Source organism: Mesorhizobium sp. B3-1-8, assembly GCF_006439495.1.
Lineage (GTDB): Bacteria > Pseudomonadota > Alphaproteobacteria > Rhizobiales > Rhizobiaceae > Mesorhizobium.
This window is the reverse complement of sequence record NZ_VFTK01000001.1, coordinates 201,062-220,737: the sequence shown is the minus strand read 5'-3', so window position 1 is coordinate 220,737 and position 19,676 is coordinate 201,062. Positions and strand designations below refer to the sequence as shown.

At 63.7% G+C, this 19,676-nt stretch carries 17 protein-coding genes; 16 read left to right on the top strand and 1 reads right to left on the bottom strand.

What is annotated here, in order from left to right; all coding sequences use genetic code 11:
• Positions 1-53 precede the first annotated feature (53 nt).
• The 13 genes from FJ424_RS01040 to FJ424_RS00980 all read left to right on the top strand — a co-directional run bounded on the left by FJ424_RS01040 (position 54) and on the right by FJ424_RS00980 (position 13,859).
• Positions 54-1,046 carry an arabinose ABC transporter substrate-binding protein gene (locus FJ424_RS01040; protein WP_140650530.1) on the top strand — a complete coding sequence of 331 codons (993 nt, stop codon included), beginning with the start codon at positions 54-56 and terminating at the stop codon, positions 1,044-1,046.
• A 67-nt stretch (positions 1,047-1,113) separates the two neighbouring features.
• Positions 1,114-2,625: an L-arabinose ABC transporter ATP-binding protein AraG gene (gene araG / locus FJ424_RS01035; RefSeq protein ID WP_140650527.1), complete on the top strand. Its 1,512-nt coding sequence runs from the start codon at positions 1,114-1,116 to the stop codon at positions 2,623-2,625.
• Between the two features lie 10 nt (positions 2,626-2,635).
• Entirely contained in the window at positions 2,636-3,586 is a 951-nt protein-coding gene (araH, locus tag FJ424_RS01030; RefSeq protein ID WP_140650524.1) for an L-arabinose ABC transporter permease AraH, read from the top strand.
• Positions 3,583-4,347 carry an SDR family oxidoreductase gene (locus FJ424_RS01025; protein ID WP_140650791.1) on the top strand — a complete coding sequence of 255 codons (765 nt, stop codon included), beginning with the start codon at positions 3,583-3,585 and terminating at the stop codon, positions 4,345-4,347. Before araH ends, FJ424_RS01025 begins: the two co-directional genes overlap by 4 nt.
• Positions 4,348-4,717: 370 nt before the next feature.
• Positions 4,718-5,449 carry a FadR/GntR family transcriptional regulator gene (locus tag FJ424_RS01020; protein ID WP_140650522.1) on the top strand — a complete coding sequence of 244 codons (732 nt, stop codon included), beginning with the start codon at positions 4,718-4,720 and terminating at the stop codon, positions 5,447-5,449.
• Positions 5,446-6,648, top strand: coding sequence for a PLP-dependent transferase (locus FJ424_RS01015; RefSeq protein WP_140650519.1), 1,203 nt, complete (start codon positions 5,446-5,448; stop codon positions 6,646-6,648). Before FJ424_RS01020 ends, FJ424_RS01015 begins: the two co-directional genes overlap by 4 nt.
• Positions 6,649-6,673: 25 nt before the next feature.
• Complete coding sequence (locus tag FJ424_RS01010; protein WP_140644782.1) at positions 6,674-7,951, top strand: sugar ABC transporter substrate-binding protein; 1,278 nt, start codon at positions 6,674-6,676, stop codon at positions 7,949-7,951.
• Positions 7,952-8,183: 232 nt separating this feature from the next.
• The gene (locus FJ424_RS01005) at positions 8,184-9,107 is read left to right on the top strand and encodes a sugar ABC transporter permease (protein ID WP_140650516.1); all 924 of its coding nucleotides are present in this window, start codon (positions 8,184-8,186) and stop codon (positions 9,105-9,107) included.
• Positions 9,107-9,955: a carbohydrate ABC transporter permease gene (locus FJ424_RS01000; RefSeq protein ID WP_140650513.1), complete on the top strand. Its 849-nt coding sequence runs from the start codon at positions 9,107-9,109 to the stop codon at positions 9,953-9,955. The genes FJ424_RS01005 and FJ424_RS01000 overlap by 1 nt, the downstream gene beginning before the upstream one ends.
• 3 nt (positions 9,956-9,958) lie before the next feature.
• On the top strand, positions 9,959-11,026 hold the full coding sequence (gene ugpC, locus FJ424_RS00995) for a sn-glycerol-3-phosphate ABC transporter ATP-binding protein UgpC (RefSeq protein WP_140650510.1): 1,068 nt from the start codon (positions 9,959-9,961) through the stop codon (positions 11,024-11,026).
• Between the two features lie 201 nt (positions 11,027-11,227).
• Positions 11,228-11,713 carry a hypothetical protein gene (locus tag FJ424_RS00990; RefSeq protein WP_140650508.1) on the top strand — a complete coding sequence of 162 codons (486 nt, stop codon included), beginning with the start codon at positions 11,228-11,230 and terminating at the stop codon, positions 11,711-11,713.
• Positions 11,714-11,828: 115 nt separating this feature from the next.
• Entirely contained in the window at positions 11,829-13,268 is a 1,440-nt protein-coding gene (locus FJ424_RS00985) for an aldehyde dehydrogenase family protein (protein ID WP_140650505.1), read from the top strand.
• A 9-nt stretch (positions 13,269-13,277) separates the two neighbouring features.
• Entirely contained in the window at positions 13,278-13,859 is a 582-nt protein-coding gene (locus FJ424_RS00980) for a DUF1349 domain-containing protein (RefSeq protein WP_140650502.1), read from the top strand.
• A gap of 7 nt (positions 13,860-13,866) precedes the next feature.
• Here FJ424_RS00980 and FJ424_RS00975 read toward each other — a convergent pair whose 3' ends face one another.
• Positions 13,867-14,646 carry a helix-turn-helix transcriptional regulator gene (locus FJ424_RS00975; RefSeq protein WP_140650499.1) on the bottom strand — a complete coding sequence of 260 codons (780 nt, stop codon included), beginning with the start codon at positions 14,644-14,646 and terminating at the stop codon, positions 13,867-13,869.
• Positions 14,647-14,756: 110 nt separating this feature from the next.
• On the opposite strand from FJ424_RS00975, the gene FJ424_RS00970 reads away from it, so the two are divergent.
• The 3 genes from FJ424_RS00970 to FJ424_RS00960 are packed head-to-tail and all read left to right on the top strand — an operon-like array spanning position 14,757 to position 19,632.
• On the top strand, positions 14,757-16,898 hold the full coding sequence (locus FJ424_RS00970; protein ID WP_140650497.1) for a hydantoinase/oxoprolinase family protein: 2,142 nt from the start codon (positions 14,757-14,759) through the stop codon (positions 16,896-16,898).
• 14 nt (positions 16,899-16,912) lie between these two features.
• A complete protein-coding gene (locus FJ424_RS00965) occupies positions 16,913-19,108 on the top strand; it encodes a hydantoinase B/oxoprolinase family protein (RefSeq protein ID WP_140650495.1) in 2,196 nt (731 codons plus the stop codon).
• Positions 19,109-19,113: 5 nt separating this feature from the next.
• On the top strand, positions 19,114-19,632 hold the full coding sequence (locus FJ424_RS00960) for an acetone carboxylase subunit gamma (RefSeq protein WP_140650492.1): 519 nt from the start codon (positions 19,114-19,116) through the stop codon (positions 19,630-19,632).
• Positions 19,633-19,676 lie beyond the last annotated feature (44 nt).

Sequence of the window (19,676 nt, the reverse complement as noted above, 5' to 3'; positions counted from 1 at the left end):
ATTAATGACGGGAGGCCCGGGCTCGGCGCCCGGCCGTTCGCTGGGAGGTAAACATGCGACTTTTGAAAACCGCGCTCGTCGCGGGCGCTCTCGCCGTCTTGTCGGTCACGACAATCGCGTCTGCCTATGCGCAGGACACCAAGATCGGCTTCATCGTCAAACAGCCCGAGGAACCCTGGTTCCAAGACGAATGGAAATTCGCTGACCAGGCTGCCAAGGAAAAGGGCTTCACCCTCGTCAAGATCGGTGCCGAAGACGGCGAGAAGCTGATGTCGGCGATCGACAATCTCGGCGCCCAGGGCGCGCAAGGCTTCGTCGTCTGCACGCCGGATGTGAAGCTCGGCCCGGGCATCGTCGCCAAGGCGGCCGCCAACAATCTGAAGCTGATGACGGTGGACGATCGCCTCGTCGGCGCTGACGGCAAGCCGCTCGAAGACGTGCCGCATATGGGCATCTCCGCCACCAAGATCGGCGAGGCGGTGGGTCAGGCCATCCTCGACGAGATGAAGACGCGTGGCTGGAAGATGGACGAGGTCGGCGCGATCCGCGTTTCCTATGACCAGCTGCCGACTGCCGTCGACCGCGTCGAGGGTGCGATCTCGGTGCTGAAGGCCGCCGGCTTCAAGGCGGAAAACATCTTCGACGCACCGCAGGCCAAGACCGATACGGAAGCCGCGCTCAATGCCGCGACCGTGGTGCTCAATGCCCATGCCGACATCAAGAAGTGGATTGCCTTCGGCCTCAATGACGAGGCGGTGCTGGGCGCCGTGCGCGCTTCCGAAAGCGTCGGCATTCCGGCCGACGGCATGATCGGCGTCGGCATCGGCGGCGCGGAATCGGCGATCAACGAGTTCAAGAAACCGGCCGCGACCGGCTTCGTCGGCACGGTGATCATCTCGCCGAAGCGCCATGGTTACGAGACGGCGCTCAACATGTATGACTGGATCGCCAACAACAAGGAGCCGGCAAAGCTTACGCTGACCTCCGGCGCGCTGGCCAAGCGCGACGACTATCAGAAGGTGCGCAAGGACCTCGGCATCGAATAGCCTTCCCTGTACAAACAGGCGGCGGCTTGATGCTGCCGCCCGTTTGGCATGCTCAAGGATCTAGGCCGTGTCCTTTCTCCAATTCTCCAACATCAGCAAGACCTATCCGGGCGTCAGGGCTCTGTCCGGCGTGTCGTTCGGCGTCGAAAAGGGCGCCGTGCACGGATTGATGGGCGAGAACGGCGCCGGCAAATCCACCCTCATCAAGATCCTGTCCGGCGACCAGCATGCCGATGCCGGCGAGATAAGCATCGACGGCAAGGTCCAGGCCTATGCATCGACCAGGAATGCCTTCGACAACGGCGTCATCGTCATCCATCAGGAATTGCAGCTGGTGCCCGAGCTGACCGTCGCCGAAAATCTCAGCCTCGGCCGGTTTCCGGCGAGCGGAGGCGTCATCGCCCGCCGCCGCATGCTCGACGATGTCGGCGCCAAGCTGAAGTCGGCCGGCATCGACATCGACATGCGCCGCAAGGTCAAGACGCTCTCGATCGGCGAACGCCAGATGGTCGAGATCGCAAAGGCCGTGATGCTCGACGCCCGCGTCATCGCGCTCGACGAGCCGACCTCGTCGCTGTCCTCGCGCGAAAGCGAGATCCTGTTTAAGCTGATCGACCGGCTGCGCGGCGAGGGCAAGGTCATCGTCTATGTCTCGCACCGCCTCGACGAGGTGTTCCGCCTCTGCGACAGCCTGACGGTGCTGCGCGACGGCAAGCTCGCCGCGCATCACGCATCGCTGAAAGATGTGACGCGCGATCAGGTCGTTGCCGAGATGGTCGGTCGCGAGATTTCCGACATTTGGGGTTTTCGGCCGCGAAAGCCGGGAAAGGTTCGCCTCAAGGCCGATAATCTGAGCGGCGCCAGGCTGCGCACGCCGGCAAGCTTCGAAGCTCGCGCCGGCGAGATCGTCGGCTTCTTCGGCCTGATCGGCGCCGGACGCTCGGAGCTGATGCGGCTGGTCTTCGGCGCCGATCCGCGCTCGGGCGGCACGATCGCCGTCGACGGCAAGGTGATTGCCGCCGCCAGCCCGCATGACGCGATCCGCGCCGGCATTGTGCTCTGCTCCGAGGACCGCAAGCATGACGGCATCATCCAGGGCCGCTCGATCGAGGAGAACATCAACATCTCGTCCAGGCGCCATCACACGCGCTTCGGGGTGCTCAGCCGCGCCAGCGAGATCGCGACGGCTGAAACCTTCATCAAGAAGCTCAAGGTGCGCACGCCTTCGCGCAGGCAGGACATCGTCAACCTGTCCGGCGGCAACCAGCAGAAGGTCATCCTTGGCCGCTGGCTGTCCGAGCAGGGCATACGCGTTTTGATCGTCGACGAGCCGACGCGCGGCATCGATGTCGGCGCCAAGTCGGAGATCTACGAGCTGCTCTACCAGCTCGCCGAGGACGGCATGGCGATCGTCGTCGTCTCCTCCGAGTTGCCGGAAGTGATGGGCATTTGCGATCGCATCCTGGTGATGTGCGGCGGGCGCATCAGCGCCGAGCTCACGCGCGGCCAGTTCGCCGAAAGAGCGATCCTGGCCGCGGCCCTCCCAGACAAGAAAACCCCCGACGCGATCGCATCCTGAGGACACCGCCATGACCGACCCGTTGAAGAAGATACTGCTCGGCGAGCAGGGCCTCGTCGTCATCTTCATCGTCGCCTTCGCGCTGGTGTCGCTGCTGGTGCCGAACTTCCTCACCGACCGCAACATGCTGGGCCTGCTGCAATCGGTGGTCACCGTCGGCATCGTCGCCTGCACGATGATGTTCTGCCTCGCCGCGCGCGACTTCGATCTGTCGGTCGGCTCAATCGTCGCCTTCGCCGGCATGGTCGCGGTGATGGCCTCGAACGCCACAGGTTCGATCCTGCTTGGCCTTATCGCGGCGATCGCTTGCGGCGCCGTCGTCGGCTGGGTCAACGGCGTCGTCATCGCCAAATTCCGCATCAATGCTCTGATCACCACCTTGGCCACCATGCAGATCGTGCGCGGTTTCGCGCTGATCTCGTCGGACGGCCGCGCCGTCGGCATCAACAGCCCGGACTTCTACCAGCTTGCCTTGTCGAAGCTGCTCGGCATACCGACGCCGATCTGGGTGCTGGCGGTGCTCTTTGCCATTTTCGGCTTCGTGCTCAACAGCACCGTCTTCGGCAAGAACACGCTGGCCATCGGCGGCAATCCGGAAGCCTCGCGCCTTGCCGGCGTCAATGTCGACAGGACGCGCATCTGGATCTTCACGCTGCAGGGCGTGGTCTGCGGCATCGCCGGCATCCTGCTTGCCTCGCGCATCACCTCGGGCCAGCCCAACGCCGCGGTCGGCCTCGAATTGTCGGTGATCTCGGCCTGCGTGCTCGGCGGCGTCTCGCTTGCCGGCGGGCGCGCGACGATGTCGGGCGTCATCGTCGGCGTGCTGATCATGGGCATCGCCGAGAACGCGATGAACCTGCTCAACATCCCGGCCTTCTACCAATATATCGTCAGGGGCGTGATCCTGCTTCTGGCGGTCCTGCTCGACAATCTGCGTTCCTCGGCATTGGGCCGGCGCTGATGGCACGTCTGAAGGGAAAACGCATCTTCCTCACCGGCGCGGCGCAAGGCATCGGCTACGCCATCGCCGAAGCCTGCCTGCGCGAGAAGGCCGAGCTGTTCCTCGTCGACCGCGACGCGGACCTGCTTGCTGAAAGCGCTGCCCGTTTGGGCAAGGTCGCCCATGCGGCGGCCGATATCGCCGACGCCAAGGCAATCGACGCCGCGATGCAGGCGGCGACGAAGGCCATCGGCCCGGTCAACGCCGTCATCAACAATGCCGGCATGAACGTCTTCTCGACGCCGCTCGCGGCCACCGAGGATGACTGGACGCGCAATCTCGACGTCAATGTGAAAGGCGCCTGGCACTGCGCCAAGGCGGCGCTGCCGGGGATGATCGGGCAGGGCGGCGGCGTGATCCTGAACGTCGCCTCCACGCACGCCTTCACCATCATCCCGCACACCTTTCCCTATCCCGTCGCCAAGCATGCTTTGCTCGGCCTGACAAAATCGCTGGCGATCGAATATGCCGGCAACAATGTCCGCGTGAACGCGCTGGCGCCCGGTTATGTCGCCACCCAGAAGGTCATCGACTACTGGAACAGTTTCGACCATCCGGAGGCCGCGCGCGCCAAAACGCTGGCGCTGCATCCGGGTGGGCGCATCGCCACACCGCAGGAGATCGCCATGGCGGCGGTCTTTCTGGTCTCGGAGGAATGTCCCTTCATCAACGCCGCCTGTCTCGTCGCGGATGGCGGCCTGAGCGTGCTTCACCACCCCTGAAACAAGCCATGAACCATTGATATGCCGCGGGAACTCAAAACCACCGCAATCCGGCATCAAGGGCTGACGATGGCCGGCATCGAGCTCGCCGGCGACCGCCTCCGCTATGTCATGCAGTGCGACGAGGGATACGCCATGTCGAAGGTCGCGGAAGTCTGTCCACGAGAGGCTGAGGTCACATAGGACCCTGCAAGCTCCGCTCCAGGTGGTTGCGTATCAGCCCATGCCGGCGCGCGCATCCGCGCCTGAGACGGCGGGGCTGAATGGCGCATGCCCGCGCCGTTCAGCCCAGCTCATTTCGACTGTTGACTCATCTTTCCGCCTGTGCAGAAATTGGTTGGACCATTGAACCATTTTAGGCTCGGCCGGCGTGACCGATTTCCTGCCTCCCATCCAGACCACGGCCCGCGACGACGCGGTTCTGAAGGCGTTGGCGGGTTTCGTTCGGCAGGAGGCTCTGGAGCCCGGTGAAAGACTGCCGACAGAGCGCATCCTGGCTGAACGCCTCAAGGTCAGCCGCAACACGGTGCGTGAGGCGCTGACGCGCTGGGAGGGCCTCGGCCTCGTCGAACGGCGGCAGGGCTCGGGGACATATCTCAAGGCCGCCGTTTCGCCCGACATGCTGCACATGCCGCTGACGCTTGCCGGCGGCAACGATTTCGCCGGCCTGATGCGCACACTGGAGATCCGGCGTGCGCTGGAGGCCGAGGCGGCGGCGCTTTGCGCCATCCGCGCCGGCAAGGCCGAGATCGCCGCGATCGAGCGCAAGCTCGACATCATGGAAGAAGCTTTCCGCAGCCGCGCCGGCATGTCCTCGGAGGAGGATTGGGAATTCCACCAGGCGGTCTACCGTGCCTCGGGCAATCCGCTGTTCGAGCAGATCATCAGTGCCATGCACGAGCTGTTCCACCGCTTCTGGGAGCATCCGCTCGGCGTGCGCGACTTCGGCCATGCCAGCTTTCCTTATCACCGGACCATCTTCAATTGCATCGCTGCGCGTGACCCCGATGGCGCTCGCGCCGAGGCGCTAAAACTCATCGCCACCGTCGAGGACGATCTGAAGCGCGGCGCTGCCAACCTCAAACTTTCGGACCGCAGATGAACGAGCAGCCCAACACCTTCGACCCGGCCTCGATGGCCAGCGACTATCTCGGCGAGGCGGCGACGCTGCTGGCGCATGACGATCCGTTCCCGGGCGGCGCCGTGGTGCCGCCGATCTACCAGACCTCGCTGTTCACCTTCGCCAGTTACGCCGACATGGCCGACACCTTCGCCGGCAGGAGAAAGCAGCCGATCTATTCGCGCGGCGACAATCCGACGGTGATGGAGTTCGAGGCGCGTGTCGCCGCCTTGGAAGGCGCCGAGGCGGCGCGCGGCTTTTCCAGCGGCATGGCGGCGATCAGCGCCACGCTGCTCGCCTTTGTCGGCGCCGGCGAGCGCATCGTTGCCGTGCGCAACTGCTATGGCGACGCTTACCGGCTGTTCGAGCGGCTGTTTCCGCGCTTGCAAATCAAGGTCGACTATGTCGACGGCGCCGACCCCGACGCGGTTGCCGCCGCACTTCCTGGCGCCAAGCTGCTCTACCTCGAAAGCCCGACCTCGATGCTGTTCGAGCTGCAGGACCTGGAGCATCTGACACGGCTGGCCAAGGAGCAGGGCATCGTCACCACCATCGACAATTCCTGGGCGACGCCTGTCTTCCAGAAGCCGATTTCGCATGGCGTCGACCTGGTGCTGCATTCGGCCTCGAAATATCTGAGCGGCCACAGCGACACCGTCGCCGGCGTGGTGGCCGGCTCCGCCGCGCATATCAAGCACATCAACGAGCAGACCTATTCGCAGCTCGGCGGCAAGCTGTCGCCCTTCGAAGGCTGGCTCTTGCTGCGCGGGCTGCGCACGCTGCCGCTGCGCTTGCCGCATCACATGAAGAGCGGACTTACGATTGCCGAGCGGCTGAAGGCGCATGGCAAGGTCGAGCGCGTCAACCATCCTGCCTATTCGAACCACCCCGGCAAGAAGACGCTTGCCGGCTATGCCGGGCTGTTCTCCTTCGAGGTCACCGAGGATGTCGACATCCCTGCCTTCGTCGATGCGCTGAAGTTCTTCCGCATTGGCGTCAGCTGGGGCGGCCATGAAAGCCTGGTCGTGCCGGCCAAGGCCTCGCTCGAACAGACGCCGGGCATCAATTCGATGGCGCGCTTCGGCGTCAGCCCCCGAACCATCCGCTTCAACGTCGGATTGGAAAATGTCGAGCACCTCTGGGCCGACGTCGCCCAGGCCTTCGACAAGTCAAAAAAATAACGGATCAAAAATGGGAGTCCTGAACATGAAAAGACCGACCTTCATGCTCGCCGCCGTCGCCGGCCTGGCGATTTCCGCCAGCGGCGCGCTGGCCGACACCACCATCAAGCTGGTCGAAGTCATCACCAGCCCGCCGCGCACCGAATTCCTGAAGAAGCAGATCGCCGAATTCGAGACCGCCAATCCGGGCATCAAGGTCGAGGTGGTCTCGCTGCCCTGGGGCCAGGCCTTCGAGAAGTTCCTCACTATGGTGCAGGCCGGCGATACGCCCGACGTCGTCGAGATGCCGGAACGCTGGATGGGCCTCTATGCCAACAATGCCCAGCTCGAGGATCTCGGCCCTTACATGGCCAAGTGGGACGACGCCAAGACGCTCGGCGACCGCGCCAAGCAGTTCGGCTCGACCGTCAACAACACCCAGTTCATGATCCCCTACGGCTACTATGTGAACGCGCTGTTCTGGAACAAGAAGCTGTTCAAGGAAGCTGGTCTCGACGGCCCGCCGGCAACGCTCGATGAGTTCGTCGCTGATTCCAAGAAGATCTCGGCCATCCCCGGCAAATATGGCTACTGCCTGCGCGGTGGTCCCGGCGCCTTCAACGGCATGCACATGTTCATGAACATCGCCGACGGCAAGGGCGGCTACTTCACCGACGACGGTGTCTCGACCATCAACGACGAAGGCTCGGTCAAGGGACTGCAGATGCTGGCCGACATGTACAAGAACGGTCTGGCGCCGAAAGATTCCGTGAGCTGGGGCTTCAACGAAACGGTGACCGGCTTCTATTCCGGCACCTGCGCCATGCTCAACCAGGACCCGGACGCGCTGCTCGGCATCGCCGACAAGATGAGCGCCGACGACTTCGCCGTGGCTCCGCTCCCCGTCGGCCCGAGCGGCAAGTCCTATCCGACGCTGGGCTATGCCGGCTGGGCGATGTTCGCCAATTCCCAGCACAAGGACGAAGCCTGGAAGCTGATGGCGACACTGCTGTCACCAAAGGACAATCTGGAATGGGCCAAGGAAGTCGGCGTCGTGCCGATCCACAACGGCGCCGACCAGGACGCGCATTTCAAGACCGAGCAGTTCAAGGGCTGGTTCACCGAGCTCAACGACAGCTCGAAATATGAAATGGTGACGCCGCCGACGCATCTGGAAAACCTCGGCAACTTCGTCGACCAGGTGGCGATCAAGAATTTTCAGGAAGTGCTGCTCGGCCAGAAGCCGGCCAAGGAGGTGGCCGATGAATGGGCCAAGTTCCTGACCAAGGAACAGCAGGACTGGCTGGCGAAAAACAAGAAGTAAGGCGCAGGCCTTTTTCCTTCGCCCCGTTTACGGGGAGAAGGTGGCCCGATAGGGCCGGATGAGGGGTAGCGCCGAGTTCTGAGAAGCTAGCGCCGCCCCTCATCTGCCTGCCCGTCCTTCGCAGCAGCTGCGCCGCTGCTACGGAGGGTGAACCGGCATCTTCCCTCGTTCACGGGGAGAAGGACGCTGTCGCCGTCCCCGGCACCCAATCACCACCGTAGAGCCAGAACGTATGACCTACGCAGTGTCCGAAATCCGATCCGCCGCCGCGCCGCGCAAGCGGCGCCTCAGCAAGGCCGCGATCGAGCCGTGGCTTTATCTTTCGCCGGCTATCGTCCTGCTGGTCGTCGTGCTCCTGGTGCCGCTGATCATCGGCATCAGCTATTCGTTCCGCAAATTCTCCGCCTTCAAGTCGGAATATGTCGGGCTCGGCCAGTACCAGGCGATGCTCTCCGACCAGGTGCTCGGCCAGGCGCTCGTCAACACGCTGTGGTGGACGGTGGCCAGCCTGTTCTTCCAGTTCTTTCTGGGCTTGGGTCTCGCATTGCTGCTCGACAAGCCGTTCTTCGGCCGCAAGCTCGTGCAGGCAGTTGTGTTCCTGCCCTGGGCGGTGCCGTCCTTTCTTTCAGGCCTCACTTGGGCCTGGCTGTTCAACCCGATCATCGGGCCGCTGCCACATTGGCTATTCGCCCTTGGCCTGAAGGCCGAGCCGACCAATGTGCTCTCCGATCCCGCCACCGCCATGTGGGGCCCGATCGTCGCCAACATCTGGTTCGGCATTCCCTTCTTCGCCATCACGCTGCTGGCGGCGCTGAAGTCGATCCCCTCGGAATTGCATGAGGCTGCAGCCATCGACGGCGCCTCGCCCTGGCAGCGCTTCACCAAGGTGACGCTGCCCTTCCTGGCGCCGACCATCGTCATCACCGTGATGCTGCGCACCATCTGGATCGCCACCTTCGCCGACCTGATCTTCGTCATGACCGAGGGCGGGCCGGCCGGCTCGACCAGCACGGTGCCGGTCTACATCTATGTCAGTGCCTTCAAGTCGCTCGACAAGGGCTATGCATCGGCGGTGGCGGTGCTGCTTCTGGTGCTGCTCATTGTCTACGCCATCGGGCTGATCGCTATCCGCCGCACCCTGGTGAGGCACGTCTGATGATCGCCGGTCGCTCCATTTCCTCGCGCATTTTCGGCGGCGTCGGGCTCTACGCTGCGGTCGCGGCTTACGTGATCTTCGCGCTGTTCCCGATCTTCTGGACGCTGAAGATCTCGGTGACGCCGGAGCGCCTGCTCTATTCGGAAGGCATCACCTTCTGGCCGTCGCAGACCACCTTCCAGAACTTCGTCACCGTGCTCGAAGCCTCCGACTTTCCACGCTATTTCCTCAACAGCGTCATCGTCTCGGTGTCGACGGCCGCCTTTGTCACCGTCATCGCCACGCTTGCCGGATACGCCATGTCGCGCTTCACCTTCCGCGGCAAGGCGACGCTGGCCATCTTGCTATTGCTGACCCAGACCTTCCCGCTGGTCATGGTCATTCCGCCGATCTACCGGATCATGGGCGATCTCGGCCTGACCAACAGCCTGATAGGACTGATCATCATCTACACAGCCTTCAACACCGCCTTCGCCACTTTCCTCATGCAGTCCTTCTTCGACGGCATCCCGAGGGATCTTGAGGAGGCGGCGATGATCGACGGCTGCACCCGCGCTCAGGCGATGCGCCGGGTGATCGTGCCGCTGACCTTGCCGGGAATGGGCGCCACACTGGGTTTCGTCTTCACCGCCGCCTGGAGCGAGCTTCTGTTCGCGCTGATGCTGATCTCCAGCGACGAGCAGAAGACTTTCGCCGTCGGCCTGCTCACCTTCATCGGCAAGTTCGCCGTCGACTGGGGGCAGATGATGGCGGCCTCGATCCTGGCGCTGATTCCGGTCTGCGTCTTCTTCGCCTTCCTGCAACGCTATCTCGTCACCGGCCTCACCGCCGGCGCGGTCAAAGGATAATCGATGGCTTCCGTCACGCTGCAAAACGTCGAGAAGGATTATGGCGCGCTGCGCATCCTGCATGGCGTCGACCTCGAGATCGCCGATGGCGAGTTCGTCGTGCTGGTCGGCCCGTCCGGCTGCGGCAAGTCCACGCTCTTGCGCATGATCGCCGGCCTCGAAGAGGTCACCGGCGGTGAGATCCATATCGGCGAGCGGCTGGTCAACGATGTAGCGCCGAAGGATCGCGACATCGCCATGGTGTTCCAGTCCTACGCGCTCTATCCGCATATGGACGTCTCCTCGAATATGGGCTTCAGCCTGCTGCTGAAGAAGGCCGAGAAGACGACGATCGACGGCAGGGTCGGTGCTGCCGCCAAGCGGCTTGGCCTCGATCCCTACCTCGGGCGCCTGCCGCGCCAGCTCTCCGGCGGCCAGCGCCAGCGCGTCGCCATGGGCCGCGCCATCGTGCGCGATCCGAAAGTTTTTCTGTTCGATGAGCCGCTGTCCAACCTCGACGCCAAGCTGCGCGTCCATATGCGCGCCGAGATCAAGGCGCTGCACCAGCAGCTCAAGACCACGTCGGTCTACGTCACCCACGACCAGGTCGAGGCCATGACCATGGCCGACCGCATCGTCGTCATGCACGACGGCTATGTTCAGCAGGTCGGCCGTCCGCTCGAGCTTTACGACCGGCCGGCCAACACTTTCGTCGCCGGCTTCATCGGCTCGCCCGGCATGAATTTCCTGCCGGCGAAGGTCGCCAGGGGCGGCAAGGTCGATGCCGTGCTCGCCGACGGCCAGAAGCTTGGATTGCCGGATGGTCTGCCGCTGCAGGACGGCGATGCGCTCACCATCGGCCTGCGGCCCGAGCATATCAGACTGGCCGATGACGGAGCGCTGAAGGCCGAGGTCAAGGTGGTCGAACCGCTCGGCCTGTCGACGCAGTTCTATGTCCGGCTGGCCAACCAGCAGATCTGCGTCTTCGGCATGGGACGCAGCGACGTCAGGCCGGGCGATACCATCCGCCTCGCCGCCGATCCGGCGGCGCTGCATCTCTTCGATCCAAAGAGCGGCGTTCGGATCGGCTAGCTGGCCAACAGCGACGCGTCATGGATGGCTTCGCCAGCAACGCACCGGCGGCAGATGTGGGTGTTCAACTCGGGCACGGTCGTTGCGCTGGTGATGGCGACAATTTGATCGCTCAAGGGTCGGCGCCTTCGAGAATATCGACAGGTGAATTGCGGATTTTGATTGCTAGACTCCTGCTGATTCGTCTCGACAGGAAAAGGCATGAGCAAGGCCCTCGGCACATTCGCACTGATCACGGTTTTGAGCGCCTTGCTGATGGCGCTGTCATTGGCCGTGGCGAGACACGGCTATCCCTATGGCGCCTACGGTGTGAAGCGTCTCGACGGCATCGCCGACGCCGGCTCGTTCCTGGCGATCGCCGCCATCTATTTCTTCGGCGCGATGCTGCTGATGATCCTTCCCATCCGCGCCGCCGGCATCGTGCTGACCCATGCCGCCGACGCGATTTTCTGGGCGACGATCATGCTCTTCGCGACGATCGTCGGCTCGCTGGTTGCCAGATGGGCCTTCGGCCAGCACGAGGTGCTTTGGGCGCTGTTCAACTGGCGCTTCCTGTTCGTCGCGGCGATCGTGGCGGCGCATCTCACCATGAACGAGCTTCGCCGCAACATCCTGCTCAGAAGCCTGTTCTTCGTCGCCTTCGGCGCGGTCACGCTCGCCTGCCTGTTCTGGTCGTTCTCGACCTGAGTCCTAGCTTTGTCGCATATGGCTGGTAGACCTCCTGCCAGGCAATGGCTATATCATTTGTCTGACAATTGACCCGGTCGAAGGCCGCCGCGACCAAAACCCAAGGAAAAACAAGATGACCGTGCTGCGTAAGAACCTGATCGACGGCGAGTGGCTTGGCGAGGCCGGCTCGCGCAACATCAACCCGTCGAACACCAACGATGTCCTCGGCGAATATGCTTCGGCCGGGCCGGAGCAGGCAAAGCAGGCCATCGCGGCCGCCAAGGCGGCCTTTCCGGCCTGGTCGCGCTCAGGCCCGCTGGCCCGCCATGCGGTGCTGAAGAAAACCTCCGACGAGATCATGGCGCGCAAGGACGAGATCGGCCGCTCGCTGGCCCGCGAGGAGGGCAAGACGCTGGCCGAGGGCGTCGGCGAGACGATCCGGGCGGCGCAGCTCTTCGACTTCTTCGCCGGCGAGACGCTGCGTCTGTCGGGCGAGATGGTGCCGAGCGTCAGGCCTGGTGTCGGCGTCGAGATGACCCGCGAAGGCGTCGGCATCGTCGGCATCATCACGCCGTGGAATTTCCCGATCGCCATCCCCGCCTGGAAGATCGCGCCGGCGCTGGCCTACGGCAATACCATCGTCTTCAAGCCGGCCGAGCTGGTGCCTGAAAGCGCCTGGACCATCGTCGACATCCTGCATCGTGCCGGTCTGCCCAAGGGTGTACTCAACCTCGTCATGGGCAAGGGCTCGGTGGTCGGCCAGGCGATGCTCGACAGCCCCGACGTCAACGCCATCTCCTTCACCGGCTCCGTCGGCACCGGCAAGCGCGTCGCTGCCGCAAGCGTCGAGCACATGCGCAAGTTCCAGCTCGAAATGGGCGGCAAGAATCCGCTCGTCGTGCTCGATGACGCGGATCTTGGCACGGCCGTCGATTGCGCCGTCAACGGCGCCTATTTCTCGACCGGACAGCGCTGCACGGCCTCCTCGCGTCTGATCGTCACCGAGGCCATCCACGACCGCTTCGTCGACGCGATCAAGGAGCGGCTGGACAAGCTCGTCATCGGCGATGCGCTGAATGCCAAGACCCAGATCGGCCCGGTCGTCGACCAGACCCAGCTCAAGCAGGACGAGGATTATATCGCCATCGGCCGCCAGGAAGGCGCCGAGCTTGCCTTCGGCGGCGACCGGCTGGAGCGCGAGACGCCCGGCTTCTATCTGCAACCGGCGCTGTTTGTTGGCTCCACCAATGCGATGCGCATCTCGCGCGAGGAGATTTTTGGTCCTGTCGCCAACGTCATTCGAGTCAAGGATTATGACGAAGCCCTGGCTGTCGCCAACGACACGCCGTTCGGCCTCACCTCCGGCATCTGCACCACCAGCCTGAAGCACGCGACCCATTTCAAGCGCAATTCCGAAGCCGGCATGGTGATGGTCAACCTGCCGACGGCGGGCGTCGACTTCCACGTGCCGTTCGGCGGCCGCAAGGGTTCGAGCTACGGCCCGCGCGAGCAGGGCCGCTACGCCATGGAGTTCTACACCACGGTGAAGACCGCCTATACATTCGCCGGCTAAGAGGGATCGATGGCGTCAACCCTGGACGACATGACATGGCTCAACCCGCCGCCGCGCCACACGGTCGGCGACGGCACGCTCACCGTTCGGACGGGCAAGGACACCGACTTCTGGCGCGAGACCTTCTACGGCTTCTGGCGCGACAACGGCCATTTCCTCTACCGCCCGGTCGAGGGTGATTTCAGCGCCGAGGTCACCGTCCAGGGCGACTACAAGGTGCTCTACGATCAGGCGGGGCTGATGCTGCGCCTGAGCGAAACGCACTGGATCAAGGCCGGCATCGAATACACCGACGGGCTGGCCTACTTCTCCGTCGTCGTCACCAGCGACACCTCCGACTGGTCGCTGGTCGCCATTGCTGCCGGCAAGGACGGCGTCCGGATCCGGATGACCCGTCACGCCGAGGCGATCCGCATCCAGTATCTGGACGTCTCGAACGGTCACTGGAAGCCGGTGCGGCTGGCCTATTTCCCGATCTCGAAAACGGTCGATGTCGGCATGATGTGCTGCTCGCCGCAGCGCGAGGGCTTTGAGGTCACCTTTTCGGACTTCACCGTCGGGGCGCCGATTTCGCGGGACCTGCACGACTGACGCGGCGCTACCCGTTCATCCGGTGCTGGAAGAATTGCAGGAACAATTCGCGCTCCGTGGTGATGTCCAGCTTCTCATAGATGCGGCGGCGATGGTTCTTCACCGTGCCGACGGTGATGCCGAGGCGCTCGGCGATGTTGGCGGTCGGATGGCCGGCGAGGATCAGCTGCACCAGCTCGCGCTCGCGTGAGGACAGCTCCGGCCACAGGTTTTGCGGGATGCTGGGTTTCTGCTGCGGCGAGGCGCCGGGACCGCTCGGCGCCGAGGTGCGTGAAAAGTCTGAGCCGCGCGCCTTGATATCGAGCGCATGCAGCGCCTCGAACACCGGCAGCCGCTCGGTCAGCAGCGCGATCTCGCTGTCCTTGAACGATACGGTCGAGCGGTCGAGGAATATGCCCAGGCACCAGTCGCCGCCGTCGGCGAGCAGGATGCCGACCTCGTCGCAGATTTCCGACTGCGCCAGGAAACCGGCAATGTATTGGCCGCGCTTGGCCTCCTCGTCGGCCAGTCCCTTGAGCGGCATGATGCCGAGCCGGCGCTCGCGCCGCCACGAGGCATAGAAGGGATCGAAGACGTAGTAATTGTCGAGATAGCGCCGCACCATCTCGTCCGAGAAGCGCCGGTGCTTGACGAATTCCGGTGTCCTGGTCGCCGAATAGCGCGTCACCGTCACCAGGTCATGCGCGATGTCGGCGCCGATCAGGTCGATCAGGCAATCGACATGCCGGTCGGTGCCGGTGGCGGCGATCGCCTTGGCCAGCGGCGCCCAGATATTGCCCATGCGCATGCCCTTTTCTCGGCGAACCGCGCCGCGCGGTCATTGTGTCTTTAGGCATATGGCGCGATCCGGCTCAGGGAATCTAGCCTGTGGTCATTCTCGGCAAGGGAAAGCGACCCGTGGACCAGATCACCACCAATCCAATCGTCATCGGCATCGACGCTGGCGGCACCATGACCGACACGATCCTTGTGGATCAGGACGGCCACTTCAAGATCGGCAAGTCGGCGACGACGCCGAAGAACGAGGCTGAAGGCTTCCTCGCTTCGGCCGAGGATGCGGCGGACGCCTGGGGTATCTCGCTGCAGGATCTGTTCTCCGGCGTCAACGTGGTGCTCTATTCCGGCACCGGCATGCTCAACACGCTGTTGTCGCGCACCGGCCGCAGGCTCGGGCTGATTACCACCAAGGGCCTTGAGGACATGATCCTGATGGGCCGCGGCCTGCAGGCCTGGGCGGATTATTCCTATGCCGACCGCCTGCACGCGGTCACCCACCATCATCCCGATCCTCTGGTGCCGCGCCGCCGCACGCATGGCGTGACGGAGCGCGTCGACCAGTTCGGCGACGTCATCCTGCCGCTCTACGAGCACGAGGTGCATGCCGCCGCCAAGAAGCTCATCGCCGACAAGGTCGAGGCGATCTGCATCATGACCGTCTTCTCGCACGTCAATCCGGCGCATGAGAAGCGCATCGCCGAAATCTGCCGCCAGGAGATCGCCGCCGCCGGCGCCGACATCCTCGTCTACACCAGCCACGAGGTGCGCCCGGTGATCCGCGAGCAGTCGCGGCTGAACTCGGTGCTTATCGAGGCCTACGCCACCTCGCGCGGCCGCAAGCAGTTGAAGGGCATCGAGGACATCTCGAAGAAATACGGCTTCAAATACGGCGTGCAGACGCTGCTCTCCTTCGGTGGCCTGACCTCGATCAACCATCCGCGCCTGCACGAAACGATGATCTCCGGGCCGATCGGCGGCATCCTGGGCGCCGCCTATGTCGGCAAGCTGATCGGCAACGACTCGCTGATCTGCTCGGACATGGGCGGCACGTCCTTCGACATGGGCGTCATCACGCGCGGCCAGACACGTATCGAGAACGAGCCGCTGATGGACCGCTTCAAGCTCAACGTGCCGACGTTGCATCTCGACACGATCGGCGCCGGCGCCGGCATGATCCTCAAGGTCGATCCGCTGACCAAGAAGGTCTCGCTCGGGCCGGAAAGCGCCGGCTCCGATCCCGGGCCGATCTGCTTCGCCAAGGGCGGCACCGAGCCGACCATCGCCGATTGCGATGCCATCCTCGGCCGCCTGAACCCCCACTACTTCCTTGGCGGCAAGGTCGTGCTGCAGGTCGAGAAGGCGAGGAAAGCGTTCGAGGAAAAATGCGCCCGGGTGCTCGGCGTCGGCGTCGAGGAGGCGGCCGAGGGCATGATCGACATGCTGGAGGCCGACGCGAACAACGCGCTGCGTCGCGTCATTTCTGGCCAAGGCATCCATCCTTCGGAATTCACGCTTTTGTCCTATGGCGGCTCGGGGCCGCTGCATCTGGCCGGCTGCTCCAGGGGCATCGGCTTCAAGGACATCATCACCTTCCAGTTCGCCGCCGCCTTCTCGGCCTTCGGCTGCACCACCGCCGATTTCATGCGCCGCCATTCGGTATCGACCCAGATCGACATCGGCGCGCGGGCAAGCGATGACGAACTGGTTGCCTTCGGCAAGAAGGTCACCAACGTCTGGGCTGACCTGACCAAGGCCGCGGTCGACGAAATGGTCGCCGACGGCCACGCGCTCCCCAAGATCAAGACCGTGCCGTTCCTGATGATGCGTTACACAGGCCAGTTGGAAGACGTCGAGGTGATGGCGCCGCTGTCGGCGATTCACTCCGCCGACGACATGCGCAAGATCATCGCCGAGTTCGAGGCGGTCTACGCCAAGGTCAACCATCGCGTCTCGCGCTATGGCGAGGCCGGCTTCTCGATCACCGAGCTCGGGTTGATCGCCACCGCCGACAAGGTGAAGCCAACTTTGGTCAAGCGTCCGCTCGGCAAGTCGGATCCGGCGTCTGCCCATAAGGGCGTGCGCGAGGCCTATATCGGCGGCCGCTGGCACAAGGCCAATCTCTACGAGATGGACCTGCTGCAACCCGGTCACGAGGTCATCGGCCCGGCCATCATCGAACATCCGGCGACGACGCTCGTCGTCCATCCGCAGGACCGGGTCCATGTCGACGAATGGACGCTGCTCCACTACACCCACGCTTGAGAAGGGCGAACGCCATGCTGGACAAACCCGCCTCTGCGCTGCGCATCCGCGAACGGCTGATCGAATCCGAACGGCTGATGGAAGAGACCGGCTGCTATGACGGCATCACCGAGCTTCAGCTGCGCAACCAGGACCCGCTGAAATTCGAGACGCTGCACACCAAGCTGCGCGCCTACTGCGTCTCGGCGCGCGAGATGGCGCGCCGCATCTCCGCCTCGCCCGGCGTGCGCGAGGTCGGCGAGATGGTCGTCGCTATCTACACGCCGGAAGGCGACGCGATCGCGCTTTCCAACGGCATTATGGTGCATGTGCACACGATGAGCCGCTTCATCAAATGGATGATCCGCAACGGCTACGAGGAAAATCCGCAGATCCGCGACGGCGACATCTTCGCCAACAACGACGCCTTCATCGGCACCGTGCAGGTGCCGGACGTGATGGACGTCGTGCCGATCTTCCATTCCGGTAAGCTCGTCGGCTGGGCCGGCGCCGTCTGCCACGAGCTCGAAGCCGGCGGCATCACGCCAGGCGGCGACGTCGCGCTGGCGCAGGAGCGCTTTACCGAAGGCCTGTTCGTCTGCGCCGAAAAGGTCGGCCAGAACGACGAACTGCGGCGCGACTACGTCATCCGCTGCGAGCGCAATCTCAGGATGCCGATCTACTGGGTGCTCGACGAGAAGGCCAAGGTCGCCTCCTGCATCGACATGCGCGAAAGCGTCAAGGCGCTGATCGACGAGATTGGCCTCGACTACTGGATGCAGGTGTCGAAGGAGTTCATCGAGGAAGGCCGCCGCGCCCAGCTCGCCCGCACGCGCCAGCTCACCGTGCCCGGCATCTACCGCGGCCACACTTTTTACGGCCACGTTACCAAGGGCAAGCCCGGCTACCAGCCGCTCGGCGATCCCGACTGGCTCTACAACATCCCGATCGAGATGGAGATCACCAGCGACGGCAAGATCAAGATGGACTTCGAGGGCACGCAGCCCTGGGGCTATCATTCGATGAACTGCACGCCGGCCGGCATGGATGGCGGCATGTTCGTGACGCTGACGCAGCACATGAACTTCGAGGGCCTGGTCAATGACGGCGCATGGATGGCGACCGAGCTGAGGCTGCCGCACGGCACCTGGACCAATCCCGACAACGAGATGGTGGCGACCGCCACCTCCTGGGCGCTGTTGCTGCCCGCCTATGGCGTCTTCCAGCGACTCTTGTCGCGCTCCTTCATCGCGCGCGGCTTCGTCGAGGAAGCCTTTGTCGGCCAGGTCAACAGCCCGATGATCGAGATGGGCGGCACCAGCCAGTACGGCACGCCCTTCGGCATGGCGCATTTCGAATGCGCCGCCGCTGGCTCGGGCGCCTTGGCCATCAAGGACGGGCTGGACACAGCCTATGTCGGCTGGAATCCGGAATCCGACATGGGCAACATCGAGATCTGGGAACAGAACATGCCGATGCTCTATATTGGCAGGTCGATCGTTCCCAATTCCGGCGGCGCCGGCAAATATCGCGGCGGCTGTTCCTTCCTGTCGACCTGGCTGGTTTCCAAGACCGATCATCTCAGGCTGGTGACCTCCGAGCATTCCTCGCGCGTCTTCGACAATGGTGGGCTGTGCGGCGGCTATCCAGCGCCGACCTGCCAGAAGCATCGCGCGGTGCGGGACTCGAACATCTTCGAGCTGGCCGAAAATGGCGCGCCGCTGGCGCACCACACCGGCACCAATCCCTACCGCTCGGAGCTGGAAATGCGGCTGGAAGGCGAGCATGTGACGCTTGAAGGGCCGTACATCACTGCGCCGCACAAGACCGGTGACGTCTTCACCCACTCCTATAATGGCGGCGGCGGTTACGGCGACGTGCTGGAGCGCGATCCCGTCAAGACCGCCTGGGACGTCGAAAACGGCTTCCTCACCAGGGAAGCGGCCGAAGGCATCTTCGGCATCGTGCTCGACGAGGACGAGGAGGGCTTCCCCGTCGCCAATCTGGAAGCCACCAAGCGCCATCGCGCGGAAATGCGGGCGAAGCGCCTGGCGCACGCCAGGCCGGTTTCGGAATGGATGGCCAAGGAGCGCGAGCGGGTGAAGGCGGCCGGTTTCGCACCCGAGGTGAAGAAGATGTATGCCAGCGCCATCAAGCTCTCGCCGCGCTTCACCAAGGACTTTTCGGCCTTCTGGGATGTCGATGCCAAATCGACCTTCGGCGTGGAGTAAGGACCATGACCTCATACAGCAAGGAAGTCATCGCCGATCTGGTTGCCGGCACGCTGCCGTGGCCGCAGACGCGCCGCATCATGAGCGCCTACAAGGACGACGACCGTTTCTTCAAATATGTCGCGGTGCTGCAAGACCGCGTCGGCTGGAAGGATCCGATCCTGCTCCCGGTCGGCGACCATCTTTTCATCTGCCAGAGCGGCGACGAACGGGTGACGAAATGCGAATGCGGCCACTCCTTCGGCGACTACCGCAGGAACTGGAAGCTGAAGGCCGCGATCATCGTGCGCGACACAGAGAAGACGCTGCGCGAGATCTACCCCAACAGCGACCTGCCGGATCCGGATTGGATGGAAATCCGCGAATTCATCTGCCCTGAATGCGGCACGCTGCATGAGGTGGAAGCGGCTGCGCCCGGCTATCCGATCGTTCACGATTTCGAGCCGGACCTCGAAGGGTTCTATCGCGACTGGCTGGGCAAGCCGCTGGAGTCGTCAACGAGAGCAATTCCAGGAAACGTGTGAAGCGGTTTTCCGTCCGGAATTGCGTCAACAGAGTGGGAGGCTGA